We start from the raw sequence: 20,968 nt of genomic DNA on the forward strand, positions 1-20,968 counted from the left end.
AGTCCTTTCGAACGAGCGTCTGTCTCAGTTTGGTTCGTTCGTTGGTCCGTCACGTGGTGCGGGCAGTCCGCCACGGACCACGAGCACAGCGGCGGCGACGAGAATCAACGCGACGACGGTTCCGCCGAGGTGAGCGAGTTGGAGCGTCGGGCCGTACACCTGTCGACCAGCGATGAGCAGGCCAACGACGACGACGCTCGCGGGGGCGGTGACGAATTGGAGTCGGCGATACACGTCCGCTCGAGACCCGTGGGCAGCGTTCGCCCATAGCGTCACGGCCACGAGTGCGGCGTACGTCGTGAGGCCGACGACGTAGTACGTCGCCTGCGTCAGCGGGCCGAACGAGACGAAACTGTGTGGTGCGAGCACGAGCAAAACAGGGGTTCCGACGAGTGCGAGTCGAAGGGCATCAGCGATGCGTGGAATCCCACGGTCGGCGAGTCCCCACGCCGCGGCGGCGACGACGGCGGTGAAGATGGACGTCGCGACGACGTAGTGGGCGGTGAGGATGACCCACTCATACTCGGTGACGGTGAGTGCACCGAGCACGATCTGCGCTGGGAGGATGACGGTTGCGACGACGAGCGCCCAGCGGACGCGTGCTTCGACGCCTTCACGCCAGGCTTTCACCGTCGTCCCGAGGATGAGGAAGCCAGTGAGCATGGCGACGAGTCGGTGGAACCACTCGATGAAACTGCCCCAGTTGGCCGGAAACAGTCCCAGAAACCCGTCACAGAACGGCCAGCGACCGGCACACGTCAGTCCGGCACCCGAGGCGGCAGTGTAGACCCCGAGCACCATCAGGACGCCAGTCATCGCAGCAGCCCACGCGAGGAGGCGGCGAAGCTGAGGTGTCATAAGCGAGGGTCAGGTCTGCGCAAACTTATACTTCGTAGGTCTGCGCCTCGAAGGTGCGTCTCGGAACGCACGAGCGCGAGTCGTCCCATTCAAGTCGGTTCAGTTGGACGCCGGGATATGAACGAGCGACTCGCATCTCGGGCCGACCGCCTCGACCCGTACCTCGAAGAGACCGGCCTCGAAGCAGTCTGGTTCGCCCGCCCGAACTCGTTTGCGTGGCTTCTCGGCGGCGACAACGTCGTCGACAGGGACTCCCCCGTCGGCGTCGCGGCCGCTGGCTACGACGGCGACGAGTTCCACGTCGTGACCGACAACATCGAAGCGACTCGTCTCCTCCACGAGGAAGTGCCGCAGGAAGACGTTCGAATCCACCAGTACCAGTGGTACGAGGGTTCGCTCGCAACAGGTGTCGCCGCAGTCTCGCCGACGCCGGCGGCCGCCGACTTCGACGTTCCCGGGTTCGAATCTGTCGATGCGGGCGAACTCAGACACCCACTGACCGAAGCCGACATCGAAACCTTCCGAGAACTCGGCCGCGACGTGGCGAGTGCTGTCGAACGCGTCTGCCGGCAACTCGAACCGCAAGATTTGGAAACCGAAGTCGCATCGGCCCTCCGTGTCACACTCGGTGCGATGGGCATCGAGACACCCGTCGTCCTCGTCGGGGGGAGTCGACGCGCCCAGAAATATCGCCACTACACGCCGACCCAGGAGCGCATCGGCGACTACGCACTCGTCTCCGTGACGGCCCAGCGTGACGGCCTGTACGCGAGTTGTACGCGCACCGTCGCGTTCGACGCCCCCGACTGGTTGGAATCGCGGCACCAGAAGGCGATGCAAGTCGAGACGAACGCACTCGCGGCGACACAGCGAACCGCCGCAGACGGCGGGACTGCCAGTGACGTGTTCGACGCCATCCGCGACTCGTACGACGCAGTTGGCGAGTCCGACGAGTGGTTGAATCACCATCAAGGCGGGGCCGCGGGATACGCCGGACGTGAGTGGTTCGCACGCCCTGATGCTGCCGACACAGTCTCGGTCCCGATGGCGTACGCGTACAACCCGACTATCGAGGGTGCAAAGAGCGAAGACACCGTCCTCGTCACCGACGACAGCATCGACGTGTTGACGACGACTGGCCAGTGGCCGACGACGGCGGTCACAGACTCGACAGGGGATGTCGAACTCGAACGCCACGACATCCTCCACATCGAGACGGCGTAATGCGCTGCTAGAGACGCCCGTCTGTCCCTGTCCACCGTCTGCCCAGCATCCGGTGGCGGTTCGACTTGTCCGCTGTCCGGCGACGGTTCGACTATCGTCGAATCCGATATTCGACGGTGTGGATAGTTTTTTGCCTCCAGCGTGTACAGGTCTAAATCATGGGACTGGACGACGATTCACGGGAATATCACCGGCAAGACCCGCCGGGTAAAATCGAGATTGCAACGACGAAACCGACGAACACACAGCGAGACCTGAGCCTCGCGTACTCGCCGGGTGTAGCGGCACCCTGCCGCGACATCGCCGAGGACGAAGATGCCGCCTACGAGTACACCGCGAAAGGGAACCTCGTCGGTGTCGTCTCGAACGGGACGGCGGTCCTCGGACTCGGTGACATCGGTGCGCAAGCGTCGAAACCCGTCATGGAAGGGAAGGGTGTGCTGTTCAAGCGCTTCGCCGATATCGACGTGTTCGACGTCGAACTCGACATCACCGACGTCGAAGACTTCGTCGCCGCGACGAAAGCGATGGAACCGACGTTCGGAGGAATCAATCTGGAGGACATCAAGGCCCCGGAGTGCTTCGAAATCGAACAGCAACTCCGCGACCAGATGGACATCCCTGTCTTCCACGACGACCAACACGGGACGGCCATCATCTCCGGTGCGGCCCTCCTCAACGCTGCAGACATCATCGAGAAGGATTTAGACGAACTCGAGATCGTCTTCTCCGGTGCGGGTGCGTCTGCGCTCGCCACGGCGCGGTTCTACGTCTCTCTCGGCGCGAAGAAAGAGAACATCACGATGTGTGACTCGTCGGGTATCATCACCGAGTCGCGCGTCGATGCGGACGACGTCAACAAATACAAAGCCGAGTTCGCCCAGCCAGTCGAAGAGGGTGACCTCGCCGATGCGATGGCGGGTGCAGACGTGTTCGCCGGCCTCTCCATCGGTGGCATCGTCTCCCAGGAGATGGTCCAGTCGATGGCTGACGACCCCATCATCTTCGCGATGGCGAACCCGGACCCCGAGATTTCGTACGAGGACGCCAAAGACGCCCGCGACGACACGGTCATCATGGCCACGGGCCGGTCCGACTACCCGAATCAGGTGAACAACGTCCTCGGATTCCCGTTCATCTTCCGGGGCGCACTCGACGTCCGAGCGACCGAAATCAACGAAGCGATGAAGCGTGCTGCTGCAGAAGCGCTCGCGGAACTCGCTCGACAGGACGTTCCCGATGCCGTCGTCAAAGCCTACGGCGACCACCCGCTCCAGTTCGGTCCCGACTATCTCATCCCGAAACCGCTCGACCCGCGCGTGCTGTTCGAAGTCGCACCGGCCGTCGCTCAGGCAGCGATGACCTCCGGCGCGGCCCGCAAGCGCCTCGATATGAACGAGTACCGCGAGCGCCTCGAAGCACGTCTCGGCAAGTCCCGAGAGATGATGCGCGTCGTCCTCAACAAGGCGAAGTCCGACCCCAAGCGGGTCGCGCTCGCCGAAGGCTCCAACGAGAAGATGATTCGGGCGGCCTACCAGATGCAAGAGGAGGGAATCGCCCACCCCATCCTCATCGGGAACACGACGACCATCCTCCGGAAGGCAGAGGAACTGGGACTCGACTTCGACCCGACCATCGCCAACCCACGCGACGGCGAGTGGGACCACTACGCCGACAGACTGTACGACCTCCGCAAGCGCAAGGGTGTCACGGAGTCCGAAGCGACCGAACTCATCCGCCGCGACTCCAACTACTTCGCCAGCATCATGGTCGAACTGGGTGACGCAGACGCGATGCTGACCGGATTGACCCACCACTACCCCGGTGGCCTGCGCCCGCCACTGCACGTCATCGGCACGGCCGAAGACGCCAACTACGCCGCGGGTGTCTACATGATGACGTTCAAGAACCGTGTCGTCTTCTGTGCCGACACGACGGTCAACCTCGACCCCAACGAGGAGGTTCTCGCGGAAGTCACCAAACACACCGCCCAACTCGCTCGCCGGTTCAACGTCGAACCACGCGCTGCACTCCTCTCGTACTCGAACTTCGGCAGTGTCCGAAACGATGCGACGGCAAAGCCCCGAGACGCAGTGAAGTTGCTCCAGGAAGACCCCGAAGTGGACTTCGCAGTCGACGGCGAGATGCAGGCCGACACGGCGCTCGTCGAGGACATCCTCAAGGGAACCTACGGCTTCGCAGAACTCGAAGACTCAGCGAACGTCCTCATCTTCCCGAACCTCGAAGCGGGGAACATCGCCTACAAACTCCTCCAGCGACTCGGTGGAGCGGAGGCAATCGGCCCGATGCTCGTCGGTATGGACAAACCAGTTCACGTCCTCCAGCGCGGCGACGAAGTGAAGGATATCGTCAATCTGGCGGCGACAGCGGTTGTGGACGCGCAGAAAGAGTAACGTCGCATCAGGCGGCCTGATTTTTCGATTCACGCACCGACTCAGCGATACTCAACCCACGCAACAGCGACCGCCAACCCGACCAGTAGCGGTATCGCGTAGAGTGCAAACGTCGTCGGGTCGGGCGGCGAGAAGAACGCGGCGAATCCGACGACGAACAGGAGAATCAACCCGCTGACGCGACCACTCAACCGGGAGCGGAGCGCCCTCGCCCGAACCAACCCAACCAGAAGCGGTGCAGTGGCAACGCCGACTCCCACGGCGACTGGGAAGAACAGTTCGAGTTCGAGGACCGCTTGTCTGGTCCCGGGTGCGATTCGGCCTGCGCTGACGAGGATGTCGACGACGGCGGGAGTGACGTATCGCGTCAGTGCGATTCCGACGAGAAACAACGCGGCGGCGGCGGTGAGATGTGGCGCAGCAACGCGGAGGTCGACTTCGGGGTCACGCCCGGTCAGGGAGACGAGGTAGATGCCACCTACGAGAACTCCGACGAGCAAAGCCAGTTCGAGTCTGACGAGAAGGTCCGATGGCTGACTGAGAAGGACGTCCGAGCGGATTCCTGCGGTCGGCGCGAGGTAACCCGGGTCGGGCACGAAGCCAAAGACGGCGATTGACGCGACGAGGCTACTGATGACGAGTCGCAGTGCGTGACGCCTGAGTGTGGCACCGAGCGGTGACAACCCCTGTCCACGCGGGTCGAACGACCCATCGGTTCTCGTCGCATCCATGGCGACGATACATCACACTTCGTTGTCAACTTTGTGACGGACAGTGCTAACGGGTTCTCTCCACGTCTGACTGCCGAGTCGCTCGGTGGTGTGCTATTTGAACTGCACCGAACCGAGCGAAGCGAGGTTCGGCATTTTTCCCTCCACCGTGAGACGCTCCACGTCTCACGAGCCTCCGTTCGCTGACGCTCACGGAGACAGATTTTTGCTCCGAGCGGGTCGCGTAGCGACCCCGAGGAGGAAAAAGGTGGGGTGGCTAGTCACTCGCTCGGCCTTCGAATCGCGACGGTGGGAGGTAACTCACGTCGTTGTCGGTGTCGAACTCAGGTGGTTCGGGGAGGACACACCGGTCGGCCTGTCTGTTGACGTGTTCGTACTCGGCGGGTGAGTTGGCGAGTGGGTGTGCCGGGTTGTCCCGACTGTCGATGCGGGCGGCGCGCACCTCGTCGAATCCAGCGATGCGGGCCTCAATCCCGCGCCAGTGGTGCTCACTTCCCGGTGGGACGACGATGCGCTTCGGCGACTTCCAGTCGGGGTGGTTCCCAGCGAGAACGGCGTTGTTCACGTTTGCAGCGAGGTCGTCGTGGTCGACGAGGACGCCGACGCGAGAACCCGGCGGTGCGCGGTGGGCGAGAACGTCCAACCCGAGATGGAGTGCTCGATACTCCGAGATGTTGTTGTTCGGAGCGACATCTGAGAATGCGATACGGGCGACTCGCTCGCCGTCGCGGGTCTCTATTACTGCACCGAGACCGCCGCCGTTCGGTCGATACGACCCGTCTGTCGCCACGTAGAAGTGGCGGTGATGGGTCCGCGGTGGGTGCGCGATGTGGGGCGTGGGCGACTCGTCGAACAAGTCCCTGAGGGTGGGACGGCCGGTCACGGCCATAGGAGTTGTTCGGGGATAGTGGCTAATAAACATACTCGGTGGTAGTGGCAAACTATGTTAAATGCTGTAAATATATATAGGGTAATAATTCCGTTCGCCGGCGCAAGGCAATGGATATAAGAACGACGGACGCAATCATCCTCCGATGACTGATAGCAATTCTCACATCGGACGACGGTCATACTTGAAGCTCGCTGGCGGCGCTGCTGCCTCCGCCGCACTCGCCGGCTGTGCCGGCGGTGGCGACGAAGAGACCACGACTGAAAGTGGTGGCGAGACGACGACCGAAACCGGCGGCGAAGAGACGACCACGTCGACGCCGGACGAGTCGAGCGAACCGTTCGACGTGACGATTACGCAAGGTCAGATGCCTTCGGGTCTCGACCCGCAGGACCACCGTGAGACGCCGACGGACATCGTCGTCCTCCACGCGTACGAGGGAGTGTTGACCCGTGACGCTACTGGCGCGATGACGGAAGCACTCGCGACCGACTACTCGCGAATCGAAGGCGAAAACGCCGTCCGATTCGAAATCCGAGAGGGCGTCACATTCCACAACGGCGAGGAACTCACCGCCGAAGACGTCGCGTTCAGTATCAACCGCGTCGTCGACCCTGAGGTTAGCTTCGCAAGCCCGCAGTCCGACCAACTCGCTGGTGTAGCCGGCGCAGAGGTCATCGAGGGCGAGAACGCTGTGAAGGTGAACAACTCGTCGCTCAACCCCATCGTGTTCTCCGAGTTCGCGACGTACCTCGACGTCATGCAGCGGTCGTGGGTCGAAGGAAACAGCAAGGCGTTCATCAGCCAGAACATGAACGGAACCGGTCCGTTCGAACTCGACTCCTACACCGAAGACGAGGAAGTCGTCCTCACGCGCTACGAGGACTACTGGCAGGAGACCGCTGCGGTCAACACGCTCACGTTCCGTGCCGCATCCGAAGCGAGCACCCGTGTGAACCAGCTCCTGCAGGGCGAGACGGACGTTATCGTCAACGTCCCGCCACAGGAAGTCCAGCGTGTCAACAACGCCGAGAACACCCGTGTCGCTGCGGCACCGTCGACGCGTATCATCTACAACGCGATGCGCTACGACGTCGAACCGTTCGACTCGGTCAAGTTCCGTCAGGCGATGAACTACGCCATCGACCTCGAGAGCATCGTTCAGAACGTTCTCGGTGGCTTCGGTGCGCAGACGAGTCAACCGACGCTCCCCGAGTTCGTCGGCCACAACGCCGACCTCGACCCGTACCCGTACGACCCTGACATGGCCGAACAACTCGTCGAAGAGTCCGGCTACGCAGGTGCAGAAATCGAACTCAACACGCCTGTTGGTCGCTACCTCAAAGACCTCGAAATCTCGCAGGCAGTCGCCGGATACATCGACGAACTGCCGAACGTGACGGCATCTGTCCGCCAGCGCGACTTCGGTTCGCTCGTCGACGAACTCCTCGCCGGGTCCATCGAAGAACGCCCGCACTGGTTCCTCATCGGATGGGGCGAAGCGACGTTCGACGGCGGTCTCGTCATGACGGCACTGCTGTCGTCTGAAGGGCTGCTCACGACGTGGCAGAACGAAGAGTTCGACGCGCTCCTCGAGCAGGCTGGCAACCAGTCCGGAGACGAACGTGACGCGACGCTCCAGGAAGCAAACGCGATGGCACACGAACAGTGTCCGTGGATCTTCCTGAACCAGCAGTTCAGTGTCTACGGCGTCAACGACGCTATCGAGTGGGAAGCCCGCTCCGACGAGCGTATCGACGCGTACGACATGAGCCTGAAGTAGTCGATGTCACTGTCGAGGTTCCTCATCAAACGCTCGCTCCAGGGGCTGTTCGTCATCTGGGGGGTCATCACGGTCGTCTTCGGGCTCCGGTTTATCTCACCGGGTGACCCGGCGAACGTGCTGTTACCGCCCGACGTCGACCCCGAGACCAGAGCGGCGGTCATCGCAGAACTCGGGCTGAACAAACCCCTGTACATCCAGTACTGGGATTTCATCTCGGGCATCCCGTTCGGTGACCTCGGTCTCTCGCTCGTGACGAGAACGCCAGTTGCATCTCGCGTCGTCACGAAACTCCCGGCGACACTCGAACTCGCGATTGCGGCGACGATCGTCGCGGTCATCATCGCGATTCCGCTGGGCGTCATCTCCGCGACGAGGCGGCACGAGCCTGCCGACTACACCGCGACGGTGTTTTCGCTCATCGGCATCAGCACGCCGAACTTCTGGCTGGGCGTGATGCTCATCCTCGTCTTGGCTGTGCAACTGAACCTGTTCCCGACGAGTCAACGTCCCATCGGTATCGATGGCATCCTCATGCTCGTCGCCAATGGGGACCTCGGTGCGGCAGTGGATGGCTTCACCACGTGGGTGTGGCACATCACACTGCCCGCGATAACACTGGGAACCTACTTCACGGCGCTCATCACGCGCCTCACTCGCAGTGGAATGCTCGACGAGTTAGGCAAGACGTACGTCCGGGCGTCCCGAGCGAAGGGGCTTCCAGAGACCCTCGTCCGCTACAAGCACGCGCTTCGAAACACACTCATCCCGGTCATCACCATCATCGGCCTCCAACTCGGTACCCTCATCGGCGGGGCCGTCATCACGGAGGCCGTCTTCGCGTGGCCGGGGCTGGGGACGCTAATCATCAACAGCATCAACGCACGCGACTGGCCGGTCCTGCAAGGGTCGCTCATCGTCGTCGCGGTCGGTTTCGTCCTCGTGAACATCCTCGTAGACGCGCTGTACGCCTACGTCAACCCACAGGTGGCCTACGATTGAACCAGGTCGTTAATCGATGATATCGGAACGAACACGCAGAAACCTTCGCCGGGAACTAAACCGAAGTCTGCTCGCGAAGATCGGCATCGCAGTCGTCATCCTGATGCTCGCGATGGCCATCTTCGCGCCGTTTATTTCGCCGTATAGCCCGGGGACACAGAATCTCGAAAATGCACGCCAACCACCCCTCGGATTCAGCACGAAAGAGACCAAGGAGGTGACGAAGACAGTAAACGGGAGTGTGGTCATCGAAAATGGCCAGGTCGTCACCGAAGAGCAAACGGTGTACACGAACGCCACGGTGGCTCACCCCCTCGGAACCGACGGTAACGGGCGAGACATCCTCTCCCGTATCATCTACGGTGCCCGAACGTCTATCCTCGTCGGCCTCTTTGGGACCGCACTCGCCGCCATTCTCGGCGTCGTGGTCGGTCTCTCGGCGGGGTTCTACCGTGGGCGCGTGGACGACATCCTGATGCGCGGTGCGGACATCATGCTGGCGTTCCCCTCGCTCGTCCTCGCAATCGCCCTCGTGGGCGTCTGGGGACAGGCACAGGCACCCATACCCGACCCGTTCGTCGTCTCCGGAATCGCACCCGCGTTCCGGTCCGCCGTCGGGTTACCGACGGGGATGCCCGAAACGATTGTCCTTCCGGGGACAGTTATCGTGGTCGTCGCCCTCGTCAACTGGGTGTGGTTCGCTCGTGTCGGACGCGGTGAAGCACTCTCGATTCGTGAAGAGGAGTTCGTGAAAGCCGCACGCGCACTCGGTGCGAGTGACGGACGGACGCTGTTCCGACACGTCCTCCCCAACGCGATTACGCCGATTCTCGTGTTGGCGACGACGCAAGTCTCTGCGATTATCCTCCTCGAATCCGCGCTGTCGTTCCTCGGTTTTTCCGGGGCCGACGTGTCGTGGGGCTTCGACATCGCACTCGGCCGCCAGTACCAGTCGACTGCGTGGTGGATTTCGACGATGCCCGGTCTCGCAATCGTGGTGACCGTCATCGGACTGAACCTCGTCGGCGACTGGCTCAGAGACGCGCTCGACCCCGGCATCGAAGGGGAGGGAGGTGTCTGAGATGGCCGAGAATATCCTCAAGGTTCGTGACCTCACGACCCGGTTCTTCACGGAAGAAGGACAGGTCAACGCCGTCGAATCCGTCTCGTTCGACGTCGAAGACGGGGAAATCTTCGGTATCGTCGGTGAGTCCGGGTCTGGAAAGTCGGTGACCGCGTTGTCGGTCATCGACCTCGTCGACACGCCCGGTCGCGTGACCGGCGGTGAAATCTGGTACCGCAACGAATCGCTCGCGGAGGAGTTCCGTGGGTCGCGTCCCGAAGCCGTCGATGCAGACTTCGTAGACGTTCGGCGGCTCCCGAAAGGCGTCCGACGATCACTTCGCGGGCCGTCGTTCAGCATGGTGTTCCAGGACCCGATGAGCAGTTTCAACCCCTCGATTACCGTCGGTGAGCAGATTGCCGAGGCAGTCGAGGTCCAGCGCCGTGCCCGAGCGAACCCGCGAACGACTCGGTCGCGGACCCAGGGCTACGGTCTGGGGTCACTCGTTGCCGGGACGTTGCTTCCGTCGAGAGACTACGTCTCGGACGCCAGCATGGACCGAGCGATCGAACTGCTCGAACAGGTCGGGATTCCGGACCCGGAAGACCGGGCCCACGAGTATCCGCATCAGTTCTCTGGTGGGATGCTCCAGCGGGCGATGATTGCACAGGCACTCGCCGGCGAACCCGACATCCTCGTCGCAGACGAACCGACGACGGCGCTCGACGTGACCATCCAGGCGCAGATTCTCAACCTCCTTCGCGACCTGCAAGAACGCGAAGGAATGAGCATCCTGCTGATCACCCACGACCTGGGCGTCATCGCTCGGATGTGTGACCGCGTCGGTGTCATGTACGCCGGTGAAATCGTCGAACGTGGGCCGCTCGAAGACATCTTCGACGACCCCGTCCATCCGTACACGCAAGGCCTCCTCGGGTCCATCCCGGACGTCGACGACCCATCGACCCGTCTCCAACCCATCTCGGGGAACGTGCCGAGTCTTCTCGACTCGGAGATGCCGAAGGCGTGTTACTTCGCAGACCGGTGCCCAAAAGCAATGAACGACTGTCTGACTCGCATCCCAGAGTACGAACTCGACGGCCGCCACAGCGTCCGTTGTGTGCTCGCAGAACGAGAGTACGACTCGAACGAGGCCATCAACCCGGAGGTGCTGGGCGATGACTGAGCCACTCCTCCAAGTTCGTGACCTGCAGAAGTACTACTACGAACAGGACACGTTCATCGACTCGCTTCTCGGCCGAGAGACTCAGAGCGTCAAAGCGGTCGACGGCATCTCGTTCGACATCGAACCGGGCGAGACGCTCGGACTCGTCGGCGAGTCCGGGTGTGGGAAGTCGACCACCGGTGAGACGCTCCTTCGCCTCCGAGAGGCCACAGGTGGCTCGGTTCGATTCCAGGGAGACGACGTCTTCGAGATGGACTCGGGCGAACTCAAGGCGTTCCGCAAGGACGCACAAATCGTCTTCCAGGACCCGTTTTCGAGTCTCGACCCCCGGATGACGATCGGCGAGATTATCGCCGAACCACTGAAGATTCACGGCATCCCCGAGGGCGACGCCGAACAGTCGAAACGCGAATGGCGACGCGACAAGGCCAGCGAGTTACTCGAACGCGTCGGACTCTCGGCCAACCACCTCGACCGGTATCCACACGAGTTCTCCGGTGGCCAGCGCCAGCGTATCGGTATCGCCCGTGCGCTCGCACTCGAACCGGACTTCATCGTCCTCGACGAACCGGTGTCGGCGCTCGACGTGAGCGTGCAGGCACAGGTGTTGAACTTGCTCGACGACCTGCAGGACGAGTTCGGTCTTACCTACCTCTTTATCGCACACGACCTCTCTGTCGTCCGCCACATCTGTGACCGCGTCGCGGTGATGTATCTCGGTAACATCGTCGAACTCGGCCCGACCGACGAACTGTTCGAGTCACCGAAACACCCCTACACGCAAGCACTCCTCGAGAGTGTGCCTCGGCCATCGACTGCCGAACACGGCCGTCGTGTCGAAGCGCTCTCTGGCGACGTTCCGTCGCCACGGAATCCGCCGTCGGGCTGTCGTTTCCGGACGCGCTGTCCGAAGATTATCCCACCGGACGACCTCAGTATCGACCAGGAGACCTACCGCGCTGTGATGGACCTTCGAGACGCACTCGTCGTCGGCGACGTCAACCCAGAACACATCTGGGACGCAGCAGACCCCGAACGAGTGGACGAAGAAGCGTTCATCCAGGAAGCCCGGTCTCGTCACGTCGACGCCGAACTTCGCGGTGAAGTCGCAGGTATCGTCGATACCGCGCTCGGCCACCTCGCAGAGGGTGACAGCGAACGTGCACAAGAGACGCTCCGCAAGCGCTTCGAGAGTCCGTGTGAGACGCGCCGACCCGCGGTTGGCGACGCGACACACCCTGCGGCGTGCCATCTCTTCGAAGGGTCCGACGAGGTGACCGTCATCGAGACGACCGCAAGAAGCCCAATCGAAGCGGACGACTGAACTCTCTTCAGTCGGATTTTTCGCAGACTGTACTGCCTTCGCCGAGTCCACAGACGCCGGTGAAACCACCCCACATCGAAACGTTCAGGCCCCCACCGAGTGCATCACAACTGTGACACGGTACCGTAACTTTGGACTGTTCGTTATCCTCGCTGCCATCTGGGGGTCTGCATTCATGGCTATCAAAGCCGGATTGGAGTTCTTCCCACCAGTTCTCTTCGCGGCCCTCCGATACGACATTGCAGGTGTGATAATGCTCGTCTACGCCCTCTACGTGACCGACGCCCCACTCCCACGCGGACGGGCAGAGTGGACAGAGATCGCGATTGGGTCTACGCTTCTCATCGCGGCGTATCACGCGCTGTTGTTCATCGGAGAGACCGACCCATTCGTTACGAGCGCTGCTGCGGCCGTTATCGTGAGTCTCAGCCCGGTACTCACGACTGGATTCGCACGTGTGTTCCTCCCCAGTGAGCGGTTGACGGCGCTGGGCATCGTTGGCCTCCTCCTCGGACTCGCCGGTGTCGCAGTGCTCTCGGAACTCGACCCAAGTAACCTACTCGCTGGAGGAACCGTTGCGAAACTTCTCATATTCGGGGCAGCGGCGTCGTTCGCTCTTGGGTCAGTTCTCACACGCCGAATCGACTCAGAGATGCCGATAGAGACGATGGAGGCGTGGTCGATGATTGGCGGTGCGCTGTTGATGCACGTCGTCTCCGTGGCGCTGAACGAATCGGTGACAGACGTCGTCTTGAACACAGAATCACTGCTCGCACTCGGATATCTGGCTATCGCGGCGAGTGCAATCGGCTTTCTCATCTACTTCGACTTGCTCGACCGATTGGGACCAATCGAAATCAACCTCGTCTCCTACGTTGCACCGGTCTTCGCTGCACTGTCTGGCTGGCTGTTCCTCAGCGAGGTGCCGTCAGTCTCGACTGTCAGCGGCTTTGCGCTCATCCTCCTCGGGTTCATCTTACTGAAACGCGGTGCGATTCGGCGTGAGCTTCGGCACCGATTCGGCGACGGCGTCACGGCGACAGACTGAGCGTCTGCGTCGCTACTCGTCGATTCGTTCGACTGACGTGACTTCCCCGACCATCGACCACCCATCGTCACCGGCGGCCTGTCGCCCGACGATAACTGCCTCGTTGTCGTCGGTGGTTGCGAACCGATACAGTGCATCGTCGCCCGTCCGTGTCCCTTCTGCTTGAAACTCCGTCTGGAAGAACTCGGCACTCTTCAGGGTGAACGTCCCTTCTAGTTCGTCACCGACGACGAGGGACATCGCCTTCGGGTGGATATTGTACATGCGTTTGGCGACGCGATTGAGGTCAGACATAGTTCGGCAATCGGCCTCCCACAGTAAATCGATACGGAAACGCCGTCGTAAGCTGCCGGGACCAGGCCGATTTCCGGCCACGACCACGGTTAAGCTGTCAGACAGTCTCACAGCGGGGTCGATTTTGACACCCCTAATTGACGTGTCGAAGGGGGTAGTGTACACCGGTTTGTGTATGTCTAACGTCACGTTTGACCGCGATATTCACGGGGAGAACACAATCAGATATTACGGACAATAATTTAGAATAAAAACGTTAGGATGGTCGATAAACTGTTAGATGCCCCCTCGGTAGTCGATGAAATTTCGCATTTACCTGACTATCACCGATAAATGAGGGTGAAACGAAGCGAATTCTCGCACGTAATTATGACCCCCCATGTCGTTATAGAAAACGCAGGTTCCCCCGCTATGTCGAATTCATCAACCAACCTCCCCCGCGAACGCATCTCCAGACTCCGGGAGATGGTCGCAGACGACCAGCAACTACCGACCGGTGTAAAACTCGTCGCAGCACCCCTCCGCTTCGTCGGGTTTTGGGCCGCCGTCGCGCTCCCCTTCCTGTACGTGCCACTCTTGTTCGGTGGCCTGCAGGCAAGCGAACTAACCGTCTTCGTAGCGCTCGTCGCCCTCAACGCGCTCGCTCTCGTAATCGGTCACAACTACGCCCGTTCGTAAGCTCTCGGGCCGCCCCTCCTCCACACTGATTTTTCGGTCGCCAGACCTGCGATAGTATTCCGTTAATCTACGATATTCCGGTGTGAACGGAACTCGAGACTCTGTCTCTGAAGCCATTCTTCGAGTCGAGTATGTCGCTCCAGATGGTCCCGGTGGGACGAACCGGGACGAGTGTTTCGGAGATCGCGTTCGGAACGTGACGAGTCAGCCGACAGAACAGCTCTGGCGGCGTCGAAGTCGGTGCGTCGCAGGCGCACTCGCTTCTGGACGCGTATGCCGCGTGGGAACTTCATCCACCAGTTCGAGCGTTCACCTACGGCGTCGAAACCGTCAGGTGTAGGTGTCACGGGCGGAAATCCCCGTCTATGACCGACGACGCGTTCGACTCCGAAGCCTATATCGAGGAACTCCGAGCGAAGCGAGGCGAGAAAGACGAGTTCTTCGACTCGCACCCACAGTCGCCGATACCTCCAGCAGAGCGTGACGCCTTCGACGGACTGGACTACTTCGACCCGGACCCGACGTACCGCGTCACTGCGTCCGTCGAAACGCACGCCGACCCGGACCCCGTCGTGATGGACACGACTGCGGACCGTGAAGTGCGGTACCTCCGCGTGGCGACGTTCCGCTTCGAACTTCGCGACACCGAACTCGAACTCGGTGCGTATCAGCAGGAACACGACGACTCACGGACGCTGTTCGTCCCCTTCCGCGACAAGACGACCGGACAGCAGACCTACGACGGCGGGCGATATATGGAACTCACTCCCGACGTCTCACTCGACGAGCTCGACGACATCGTCGTGGACTTCAACCTCGCGTACAATCCGTTTTGCGCGTTTAGTGAGGCGTTCGACTGCCCGCTCCCACCAGAGGAGAACTGGCTCCCTATCGTCGTCCCCGCGGGCGAGAAGAAATACGACGCTCCGTAGCGACCGAAAGCGGAAGTTCCATATCACCTGATTCCTCAGAGGAAATCGTATGGGACTCCTCAGTTCGCGAAACGCACTCATCGGTGTCGTTCTGATGCTTGTCGGAACGGTCGCTATGCTTCCAGCCGCACTTCCGAACACAGAACAGCTCTTCTCGTACGCCGTCGTCCTCGGCGCGGCAGCAATCGTCCTCGGGACGTGGATGGTCGGCACGTCCGAAGGCGGCCGACCGGTCTAACGCCGTCGCTCAGGAATCGGCGTCGAAATAATCTGATTGTAGCGAATTTTACGCGTCAGGTCCACTCCACTTCTGGAGCGTTGCGGACGTCGAACCGGATTCGTCGGTCCAGACGATGCGGACGGTTTGGTTGTTGAGGTCGCCAGTTTTCGGTTGGATAGTTATCGACGAACCAGCCTGGACATCGACTGTCGAACCGGTGTCGAAATCGGTCCAACTCAAACTCTTCGCAAAGGGTGAACCACTAGAGTTAGTAATGTTAATTCCAGCAGTAATGTTCAGTTGGTCCGAATTAATCGAATCACCGCTCTCGTGCGTGATGGTGAGATTACCGTTTGCACTGGAGTTGTAGTCGAAACTGAAACTCGCCTGCGGTGCAGTCGCCGTGTTTTCGCCGAGTCCGAGAACGAACGTTCCGATGACTGCAGCGAGGATAACCGTAATCGCAACCATCAGGATAACCCCGATGACCGGTGATACCGCGTCGTCGTCTGTGAGTAGGTCAGTAAAGTTCATGATTTCTGACTGTGTGTTCAGTTGAACATTCAACTCATTTGAACCTAAAGCTACCGGGGCGTCAGACGTTGAAGAAAACGGAAACGGAAGGTTGCTCGCTAATTAGGCGTCAGGTCCGGACCACTTCTGAAGCGTGGCGGAGTTGGAGCCACTCTCAGAGGTCCAGACGATGCGGAACGTTGCGCTATCGAAGGGAGCGCCCCCGACTTGGACGGACGTTCCTGCAGTAACGTCTCCAGTGACGTTCATGTCTGCGAAAGATTTACTCGAATTCGAATCGCCAACAGGTCCTACAGTACCGTTGACTTCTTTGACTTCATTGAAGCTAGTCGATGCGGTCAAGTTGATCTGCTCTGCGTTAATTGCAGTCCCACTGTCGTGCGTCACAGTGAGATTATCGTTTCCTCCAGCGTCTTGGAAGTCGAAACTGAAACTGGCTTGCGGTGCTGTGTCTCCGACTTGATCACCGAGTCCGAGAACGAACGTTCCGATGACCGCCGCGAGGATAACCGTAATCGCAACCATCAGGATAACTCCGATAACTGGAGACACTGCGTCGTCGTCAACGAGGAGTTCTTTGAAGTTCATTTATGCGTTGTAGGTCCACTTCTGGAGTGTCGACGAGGTGCCACCACTTTCCGAAGTCCAGACGATACGGACAGTTTCGCCGTCTGCGAATTCAGAGGCACTGGAATTGACGACAACAGAACTACCAGCAGAAATCGGGTCTGAACCACCGTAAGAAGTCCAGTTCCCGCCAGAGTTGTTGATATCTCCGGTGATCGTCACTTGGTTTGCTGCAATCTGTTCACCGCTTTCGTGTGTGATAGTAAGATTACCCTCACCGTTGTAGTCGAAACTAAAGCTCGCCTGCGGTGCGGTTTCGCTCACTTGGTCACCGAGACCAAGGACGAAGGTCCCGATGACGGCCGCCAAAATGACGGTAATTGCAACCATCAGGATTACCCCAATGACTGGACTGACTGCGCGGTCTTCTGTGAAGAGGTTTTTGAGTTGCATGGTATGTCCAACACCCGGACGGTGGTGTTATTGCCGGACGACATGTGTGCGCTAAGGCGCACGGGAGTGAGAGAATCACCCCGCACTCCGTGCCCGGATTTCCGTCGCGGTGTGTGTAATCGTTGGTTACTCTCGGGTTACTTAAATGTGGCTGCCAAATTAATGGTCAATTATCACTCTCCAATCGGTGTTTAATAAGCTGTTTATAAGTTGTTTATATACTGAATGTCCTCTCACAATTCATTACTGTTTGTATAAATTGACATGTTGTGGCGATTTCGAGTACTATTCGTCGCGGACGGTGCTGAACGACGAGTGAATTTGTGTATGATTCAGCGCGCGTACGCGAGAGTTAGATCTCGGTAACGTGGTTCAGTTGGTACCAGAACTAGGCGACGGAGCTGTCGCTCGGGATTCAGTGTCGTTCGAGAACGGAATGTCCTCGGAAATCCGAGGACACCGTTCCTACCCAAGGTGCGTGCACACGCGTTACTGTAAATGATTTGAGTACATATATGCTTTCGGGCACACACAGCATTCTCGGTGTTTCTGCGTGCCGTTTGGTACCGTTTCAGGAATAGTCAGTCACACAAAGTATTTACCGTGAAAGGTCAAGATGTCTTACTGTACCCCTGCCCATGGAGGCATCTGTGAGTACCTCGCCTCGGCCCGGGTTCCCGCCCGGCTTGGTTACGTCCGAGGGTCGACGAAAACGGTGTCCCCGACTGCAACACCCATCAAAACAACAATGACACGCAATAAACAAATTCGTGCTGTACTGCTCGCAGCGCTGATGGTTTTCTCGGTTTTCGCCGGGTCCATCGCGTTCTCGGGTAGTGCGGCCGCTGTTGTCAACTCCATCGACACGACGGAGATGGGCAACAGCGCAACAGAAGAAATTGCCGTGACCGTCACACCACAGAATGGTGAAAACAACACCACTGTCTGGTATGACGCGAACGACAATGGAGTCCTTGACTCTGGAGAACTGTCAGCAACCAACACAACCTTCACTCCGACGACGGATGGAAGCTCGCAGACTGTTATCGTCGAGTTCGACGCTTCCACCCTCGCTGACGGAGAGTACAACTTCTCCGCAGCCGCGACGGCTGGTGGAGTGACTGTCGGCACGACTGAGGCGGAAGCGAACGGGTCGATCACCGTCGCCACCGAACCTCAGGAACCTGAGGACGTCGAAGGTGCACCAGAGCTCATCTCTGCAACCCACTACTCGACGACCGCAGACGGCAACAACCCGGTGCTCGAGCTTTCGTTCGACGAAGCCATCGACAGCAGCGACTACGAGAACATCACCGTCTACCGTGACGAAGAAGATGTGACCGAAACCGTTGTTGGCTCTTCGCCGACTATCACTCAGACCACCAGCGGTCAGGTTGTCATCGAGACGACCGACCTCTACACGGGTGACCTCGAAGTCAACCTCGAAGGCGTCACCGACAATGGCGGTAACCAGGTCGACGAAGGCCTCGACAGCGACTTCAACGCGACCATCACCGTCGCGACTGTCACGATCGAGGACGGCAACACCGGTACGGTCAACGCCTACCGTGGTGAATTCGTCGCGCTGACCGACGGTACCACCGCTACGAGTATCCAGATCGAGTCCGACGAATCGCAAGACGACAACGAGGCATTCTTCCGCTCCGGTTCCACGGGAGACACCTCTGCTGTCTACACGTTCAACACCGCGAACCGTGAACTCGAGCGCTACAACGTCTCGATCGCTGGCGGCTCTGACGGCAAGGTCCAGGTCCGTGACCTCGGTCTCGACGTCACCGTCGACGACCTGAACGTCACCGACGAGGAAACCATCGAAGGAACGGTCTCCGCGAACGCGGGCGGCCGCACCATCGACGTGAACCTCCTCGACGACGACGGAGACGAAGAGTTCGAGATCAACGACGTCACCCTCAACGGTCAGGGTGAATACGAGTTCGAAATCGACGTTGATGGAGAAAGCATCGACACTGGCGACTACACGGTCGAAGCTGTCGACAAAGGCTCCGGTGTCTCTGTCGAATCCGACACGGTCACCGTTTCGGAGGCCGCTGACGGAGATGCAGACTTCGCGCAGAACGTCGTCACCGACCAGCGTGGTGACGTCGTCGCGATTCCGATCACACTCTCGAACACCGACGAGGCAACTGTCACCATCGGTACGGAAGACCAGGGTTACCAGGCTAACGTCACCGTCGAAGACGGTAACGACGACGGTGAGGTTATCCTCCTCTGGGACAGTTCGCAATCCACCAGCACCAGCGTTAACGCTGTCTTCGACGTCGACGACGGCGACGACGACATCCTGACCGGCTCTGACGGTCAGACCGAAATCACGGAGACGACGAGTACGCTCATCGACGCCGGTGACTACGACCTCGAGGTCCGCACTGGTACGGTCGCAACTGAGGACAACGCCGACAACGTCGGCACGCTCGTCCTCGAAGAAGGTAGCGTCCAGACGGTCGCTACCTGGACCGCACCTAACAGTGAGAGCTTCAGTGACCTCGACGACGTCGCTGAAGCACTCGAGGATGGAAACATCACTCAGGACGACCAGATCGCCTTTGGCGACAAGGTCGTCGTCCAGATCGTCGCGTCGGGCCTCGAAGGCCAGACCGGCGCTCAGGGTGACGAGACGCCGAACTTCTTCGGCTCCGACTACGGTGAATCCTACCAGCTCGTCATCAACCAGACCAACCCCGGTCCGAACCGCGACCCCAAGACGCTCAACGTGACGGACGCTGAGGTCATCGCGGACGGAGACAACGACACCTACTTCGTCGTCTTCAACTCGGAGAACATCGACGCAGAGCGTGAAACCAGCGATGACGGTCTCTGGACCGGTACTGGCACCGCCGTCGACACCGAGGACGACGATGCATACCAGGTCGAGTTCAAGATGATTGGTGAGGACGATGTCCCGTCCGGTGCAACCGCACTGGTCGAAGACAACAGCTCGATGACGGCCGAGTATCAGAACGTCGAGGCGACGCACGACTTCGACGCTGACCCGGCCAACGTCACGAACGCTGAAGCCCAGATGATCTCGGGCTCGTCCACCGTTGCACCTGGTTCGGAACTCACCGTTCGCGTGAAGTCTGACGGCGACACGCAGCCGCGCTTCCTCAAGACGGGAACGGCCTTCGTCCAGGCCAACGGCACGTGGTCGGCTGAATTCGACTTCTCCGAACAGAACGTCGGCGACACGTTCGTTGTGACCGTGTCCGGCGGCGTCGCTGACGAAGAGGAGATCGACGGTAACGTCGTCGAGGCGGTCGAAGAGACCACCGAGACGACGACGACCGAAGAGACCACCGAGGAGACGACCACGACGACTGAGGCAACCACGACTGAAGAAACCACCGAGGCAACTACGACGACCGCAGCCACGACTGAGGAGACCACCACGTCTTCCAACACGCCTGGCTTCGGCGTCGTTGTCGCCCTCGTGGCCCTCATCGCTGCGGCACTCCTCGCGATTCGCCGCGACTAACGACCGCTAACTAACTACCGGGAACGCTCCCGGCCCGTTTCCATTCTTTCGACGCTCACACAGTGAGCGACTGCGCTCGTCTGACTCCGACAGATGCGTCGCTCCCGTACCGACACGAGAACGTCACCGTCTGTCTGCTGTGAGCGAACTCCGCTGCATTGTCCCGATTGATAGACGCTTGAGTCTCACCAACATCTGTGCGAGCGGTCGTGCTCTGAGAGAGACGATTCGACGGCCGATAAGTCGACGACGCA

Annotated in this window: 19 protein-coding genes and 1 pseudogene; 13 read left to right on the forward strand and 7 right to left on the reverse strand. The window is 60.1% G+C overall.

Annotation, left to right across the window (positions count from 1 at the left end):
- Nucleotides 1-24 precede the first annotated feature (24 nt).
- Nucleotides 25-816, reverse strand: coding sequence for a COX15/CtaA family protein (locus tag ACK3SC_RS13360; RefSeq protein ID WP_416841224.1), 792 nt, complete (start codon nucleotides 814-816; stop codon nucleotides 25-27).
- Between the two features lie 159 nt (nucleotides 817-975).
- On the opposite strand from ACK3SC_RS13360, the gene ACK3SC_RS13365 reads away from it, so the two are divergent.
- Both ACK3SC_RS13365 and ACK3SC_RS13370 read left to right on the forward strand, forming a co-directional pair.
- Complete coding sequence (locus tag ACK3SC_RS13365; RefSeq protein ID WP_416840686.1) at nucleotides 976-2,082, forward strand: M24 family metallopeptidase; 1,107 nt, start codon at nucleotides 976-978, stop codon at nucleotides 2,080-2,082.
- 158 nt (nucleotides 2,083-2,240) lie between these two features.
- Entirely contained in the window at nucleotides 2,241-4,496 is a 2,256-nt protein-coding gene (locus tag ACK3SC_RS13370; RefSeq protein ID WP_416840687.1) for an NADP-dependent malic enzyme, read from the forward strand.
- Between the two features lie 41 nt (nucleotides 4,497-4,537).
- Here ACK3SC_RS13370 and ACK3SC_RS13375 read toward each other — a convergent pair whose 3' ends face one another.
- Both ACK3SC_RS13375 and ACK3SC_RS13380 read right to left on the reverse strand, forming a co-directional pair.
- Nucleotides 4,538-5,227 carry a twin-arginine translocase subunit TatC gene (locus ACK3SC_RS13375; RefSeq protein WP_416840688.1) on the reverse strand — a complete coding sequence of 230 codons (690 nt, stop codon included), beginning with the start codon at nucleotides 5,225-5,227 and terminating at the stop codon, nucleotides 4,538-4,540.
- A gap of 256 nt (nucleotides 5,228-5,483) precedes the next feature.
- A complete protein-coding gene (locus ACK3SC_RS13380) occupies nucleotides 5,484-6,116 on the reverse strand; it encodes a ribonuclease H (RefSeq protein ID WP_416840689.1) in 633 nt (210 codons plus the stop codon).
- 145 nt (nucleotides 6,117-6,261) lie between these two features.
- Here ACK3SC_RS13380 and ACK3SC_RS13385 point away from each other — a divergent pair, with 145 nt between their 5' ends.
- The 6 genes from ACK3SC_RS13385 (at nucleotide 6,262) to ACK3SC_RS13410 (ending at nucleotide 13,522) form a co-directional block, all read left to right on the forward strand.
- Nucleotides 6,262-7,899, forward strand: coding sequence for an ABC transporter substrate-binding protein (locus tag ACK3SC_RS13385; protein ID WP_416840690.1), 1,638 nt, complete (start codon nucleotides 6,262-6,264; stop codon nucleotides 7,897-7,899).
- 3 nt (nucleotides 7,900-7,902) lie between these two features.
- A complete protein-coding gene (locus ACK3SC_RS13390; RefSeq protein WP_416840691.1) occupies nucleotides 7,903-8,901 on the forward strand; it encodes an ABC transporter permease in 999 nt (332 codons plus the stop codon).
- Between the two features lie 16 nt (nucleotides 8,902-8,917).
- Nucleotides 8,918-9,982 carry an ABC transporter permease gene (locus tag ACK3SC_RS13395; protein WP_416840692.1) on the forward strand — a complete coding sequence of 355 codons (1,065 nt, stop codon included), beginning with the start codon at nucleotides 8,918-8,920 and terminating at the stop codon, nucleotides 9,980-9,982.
- Between the two features lies 1 nt (nucleotide 9,983).
- Nucleotides 9,984-11,150 (forward strand): ABC transporter ATP-binding protein, encoded by a 1,167-nt coding sequence (locus ACK3SC_RS13400; protein WP_416840693.1) that lies wholly within the window; start codon nucleotides 9,984-9,986, stop codon nucleotides 11,148-11,150.
- The gene (locus tag ACK3SC_RS13405; RefSeq protein WP_416840694.1) at nucleotides 11,143-12,474 is read left to right on the forward strand and encodes an ABC transporter ATP-binding protein; all 1,332 of its coding nucleotides are present in this window, start codon (nucleotides 11,143-11,145) and stop codon (nucleotides 12,472-12,474) included. Before ACK3SC_RS13400 ends, ACK3SC_RS13405 begins: the two co-directional genes overlap by 8 nt.
- 112 nt (nucleotides 12,475-12,586) lie before the next feature.
- A complete protein-coding gene (locus ACK3SC_RS13410; RefSeq protein WP_416840695.1) occupies nucleotides 12,587-13,522 on the forward strand; it encodes a DMT family transporter in 936 nt (311 codons plus the stop codon).
- A 12-nt stretch (nucleotides 13,523-13,534) separates the two neighbouring features.
- Here the strand turns inward: ACK3SC_RS13410 and ACK3SC_RS13415 are convergent, their stop codons facing one another.
- A complete protein-coding gene (locus tag ACK3SC_RS13415) occupies nucleotides 13,535-13,816 on the reverse strand; it encodes a transcriptional regulator (RefSeq protein ID WP_416840696.1) in 282 nt (93 codons plus the stop codon).
- Between the two features lie 411 nt (nucleotides 13,817-14,227).
- Between ACK3SC_RS13415 and ACK3SC_RS13420 the strand changes: the two genes are divergently transcribed.
- From ACK3SC_RS13420 to ACK3SC_RS13435, 4 genes and pseudogenes are all read left to right on the forward strand, one after another.
- Nucleotides 14,228-14,494 (forward strand): hypothetical protein, encoded by a 267-nt coding sequence (locus ACK3SC_RS13420; RefSeq protein ID WP_416840697.1) that lies wholly within the window; start codon nucleotides 14,228-14,230, stop codon nucleotides 14,492-14,494.
- A 131-nt stretch (nucleotides 14,495-14,625) separates the two neighbouring features.
- A pseudogene (locus tag ACK3SC_RS13425) lies at nucleotides 14,626-14,775 on the forward strand (aldo/keto reductase); the annotation flags it as partial.
- 84 nt (nucleotides 14,776-14,859) lie between these two features.
- The gene (locus tag ACK3SC_RS13430) at nucleotides 14,860-15,426 is read left to right on the forward strand and encodes a DUF1684 domain-containing protein (protein WP_416841225.1); all 567 of its coding nucleotides are present in this window, start codon (nucleotides 14,860-14,862) and stop codon (nucleotides 15,424-15,426) included.
- Nucleotides 15,427-15,475: 49 nt separating this feature from the next.
- Nucleotides 15,476-15,664, forward strand: coding sequence for a hypothetical protein (locus ACK3SC_RS13435; RefSeq protein ID WP_416840698.1), 189 nt, complete (start codon nucleotides 15,476-15,478; stop codon nucleotides 15,662-15,664).
- A 48-nt stretch (nucleotides 15,665-15,712) separates the two neighbouring features.
- Here the strand turns inward: ACK3SC_RS13435 and ACK3SC_RS13440 are convergent, their stop codons facing one another.
- The 3 genes from ACK3SC_RS13440 to ACK3SC_RS13450 all read right to left on the reverse strand — a co-directional run bounded on the left by ACK3SC_RS13440 (nucleotide 15,713) and on the right by ACK3SC_RS13450 (nucleotide 17,200).
- A complete protein-coding gene (locus ACK3SC_RS13440; protein ID WP_416840699.1) occupies nucleotides 15,713-16,180 on the reverse strand; it encodes a type IV pilin in 468 nt (155 codons plus the stop codon).
- 102 nt (nucleotides 16,181-16,282) lie between these two features.
- Nucleotides 16,283-16,768 carry a type IV pilin gene (locus ACK3SC_RS13445; RefSeq protein ID WP_416840700.1) on the reverse strand — a complete coding sequence of 162 codons (486 nt, stop codon included), beginning with the start codon at nucleotides 16,766-16,768 and terminating at the stop codon, nucleotides 16,283-16,285.
- Nucleotides 16,769-17,200 carry a type IV pilin gene (locus ACK3SC_RS13450; RefSeq protein ID WP_416840701.1) on the reverse strand — a complete coding sequence of 144 codons (432 nt, stop codon included), beginning with the start codon at nucleotides 17,198-17,200 and terminating at the stop codon, nucleotides 16,769-16,771.
- Between the two features lie 748 nt (nucleotides 17,201-17,948).
- Here ACK3SC_RS13450 and ACK3SC_RS13455 point away from each other — a divergent pair.
- Nucleotides 17,949-20,714: a BGTF surface domain-containing protein gene (locus tag ACK3SC_RS13455; RefSeq protein WP_416840702.1), complete on the forward strand. Its 2,766-nt coding sequence runs from the start codon at nucleotides 17,949-17,951 to the stop codon at nucleotides 20,712-20,714.
- The last annotated feature ends 254 nt before the right edge of the window (nucleotides 20,715-20,968 follow it).

This window comes from Haloferax sp. DFSO52, from assembly GCF_048158745.1.
In the GTDB taxonomy this organism is placed as follows: Archaea; Halobacteriota; Halobacteria; order Halobacteriales; family Haloferacaceae; genus Haloferax.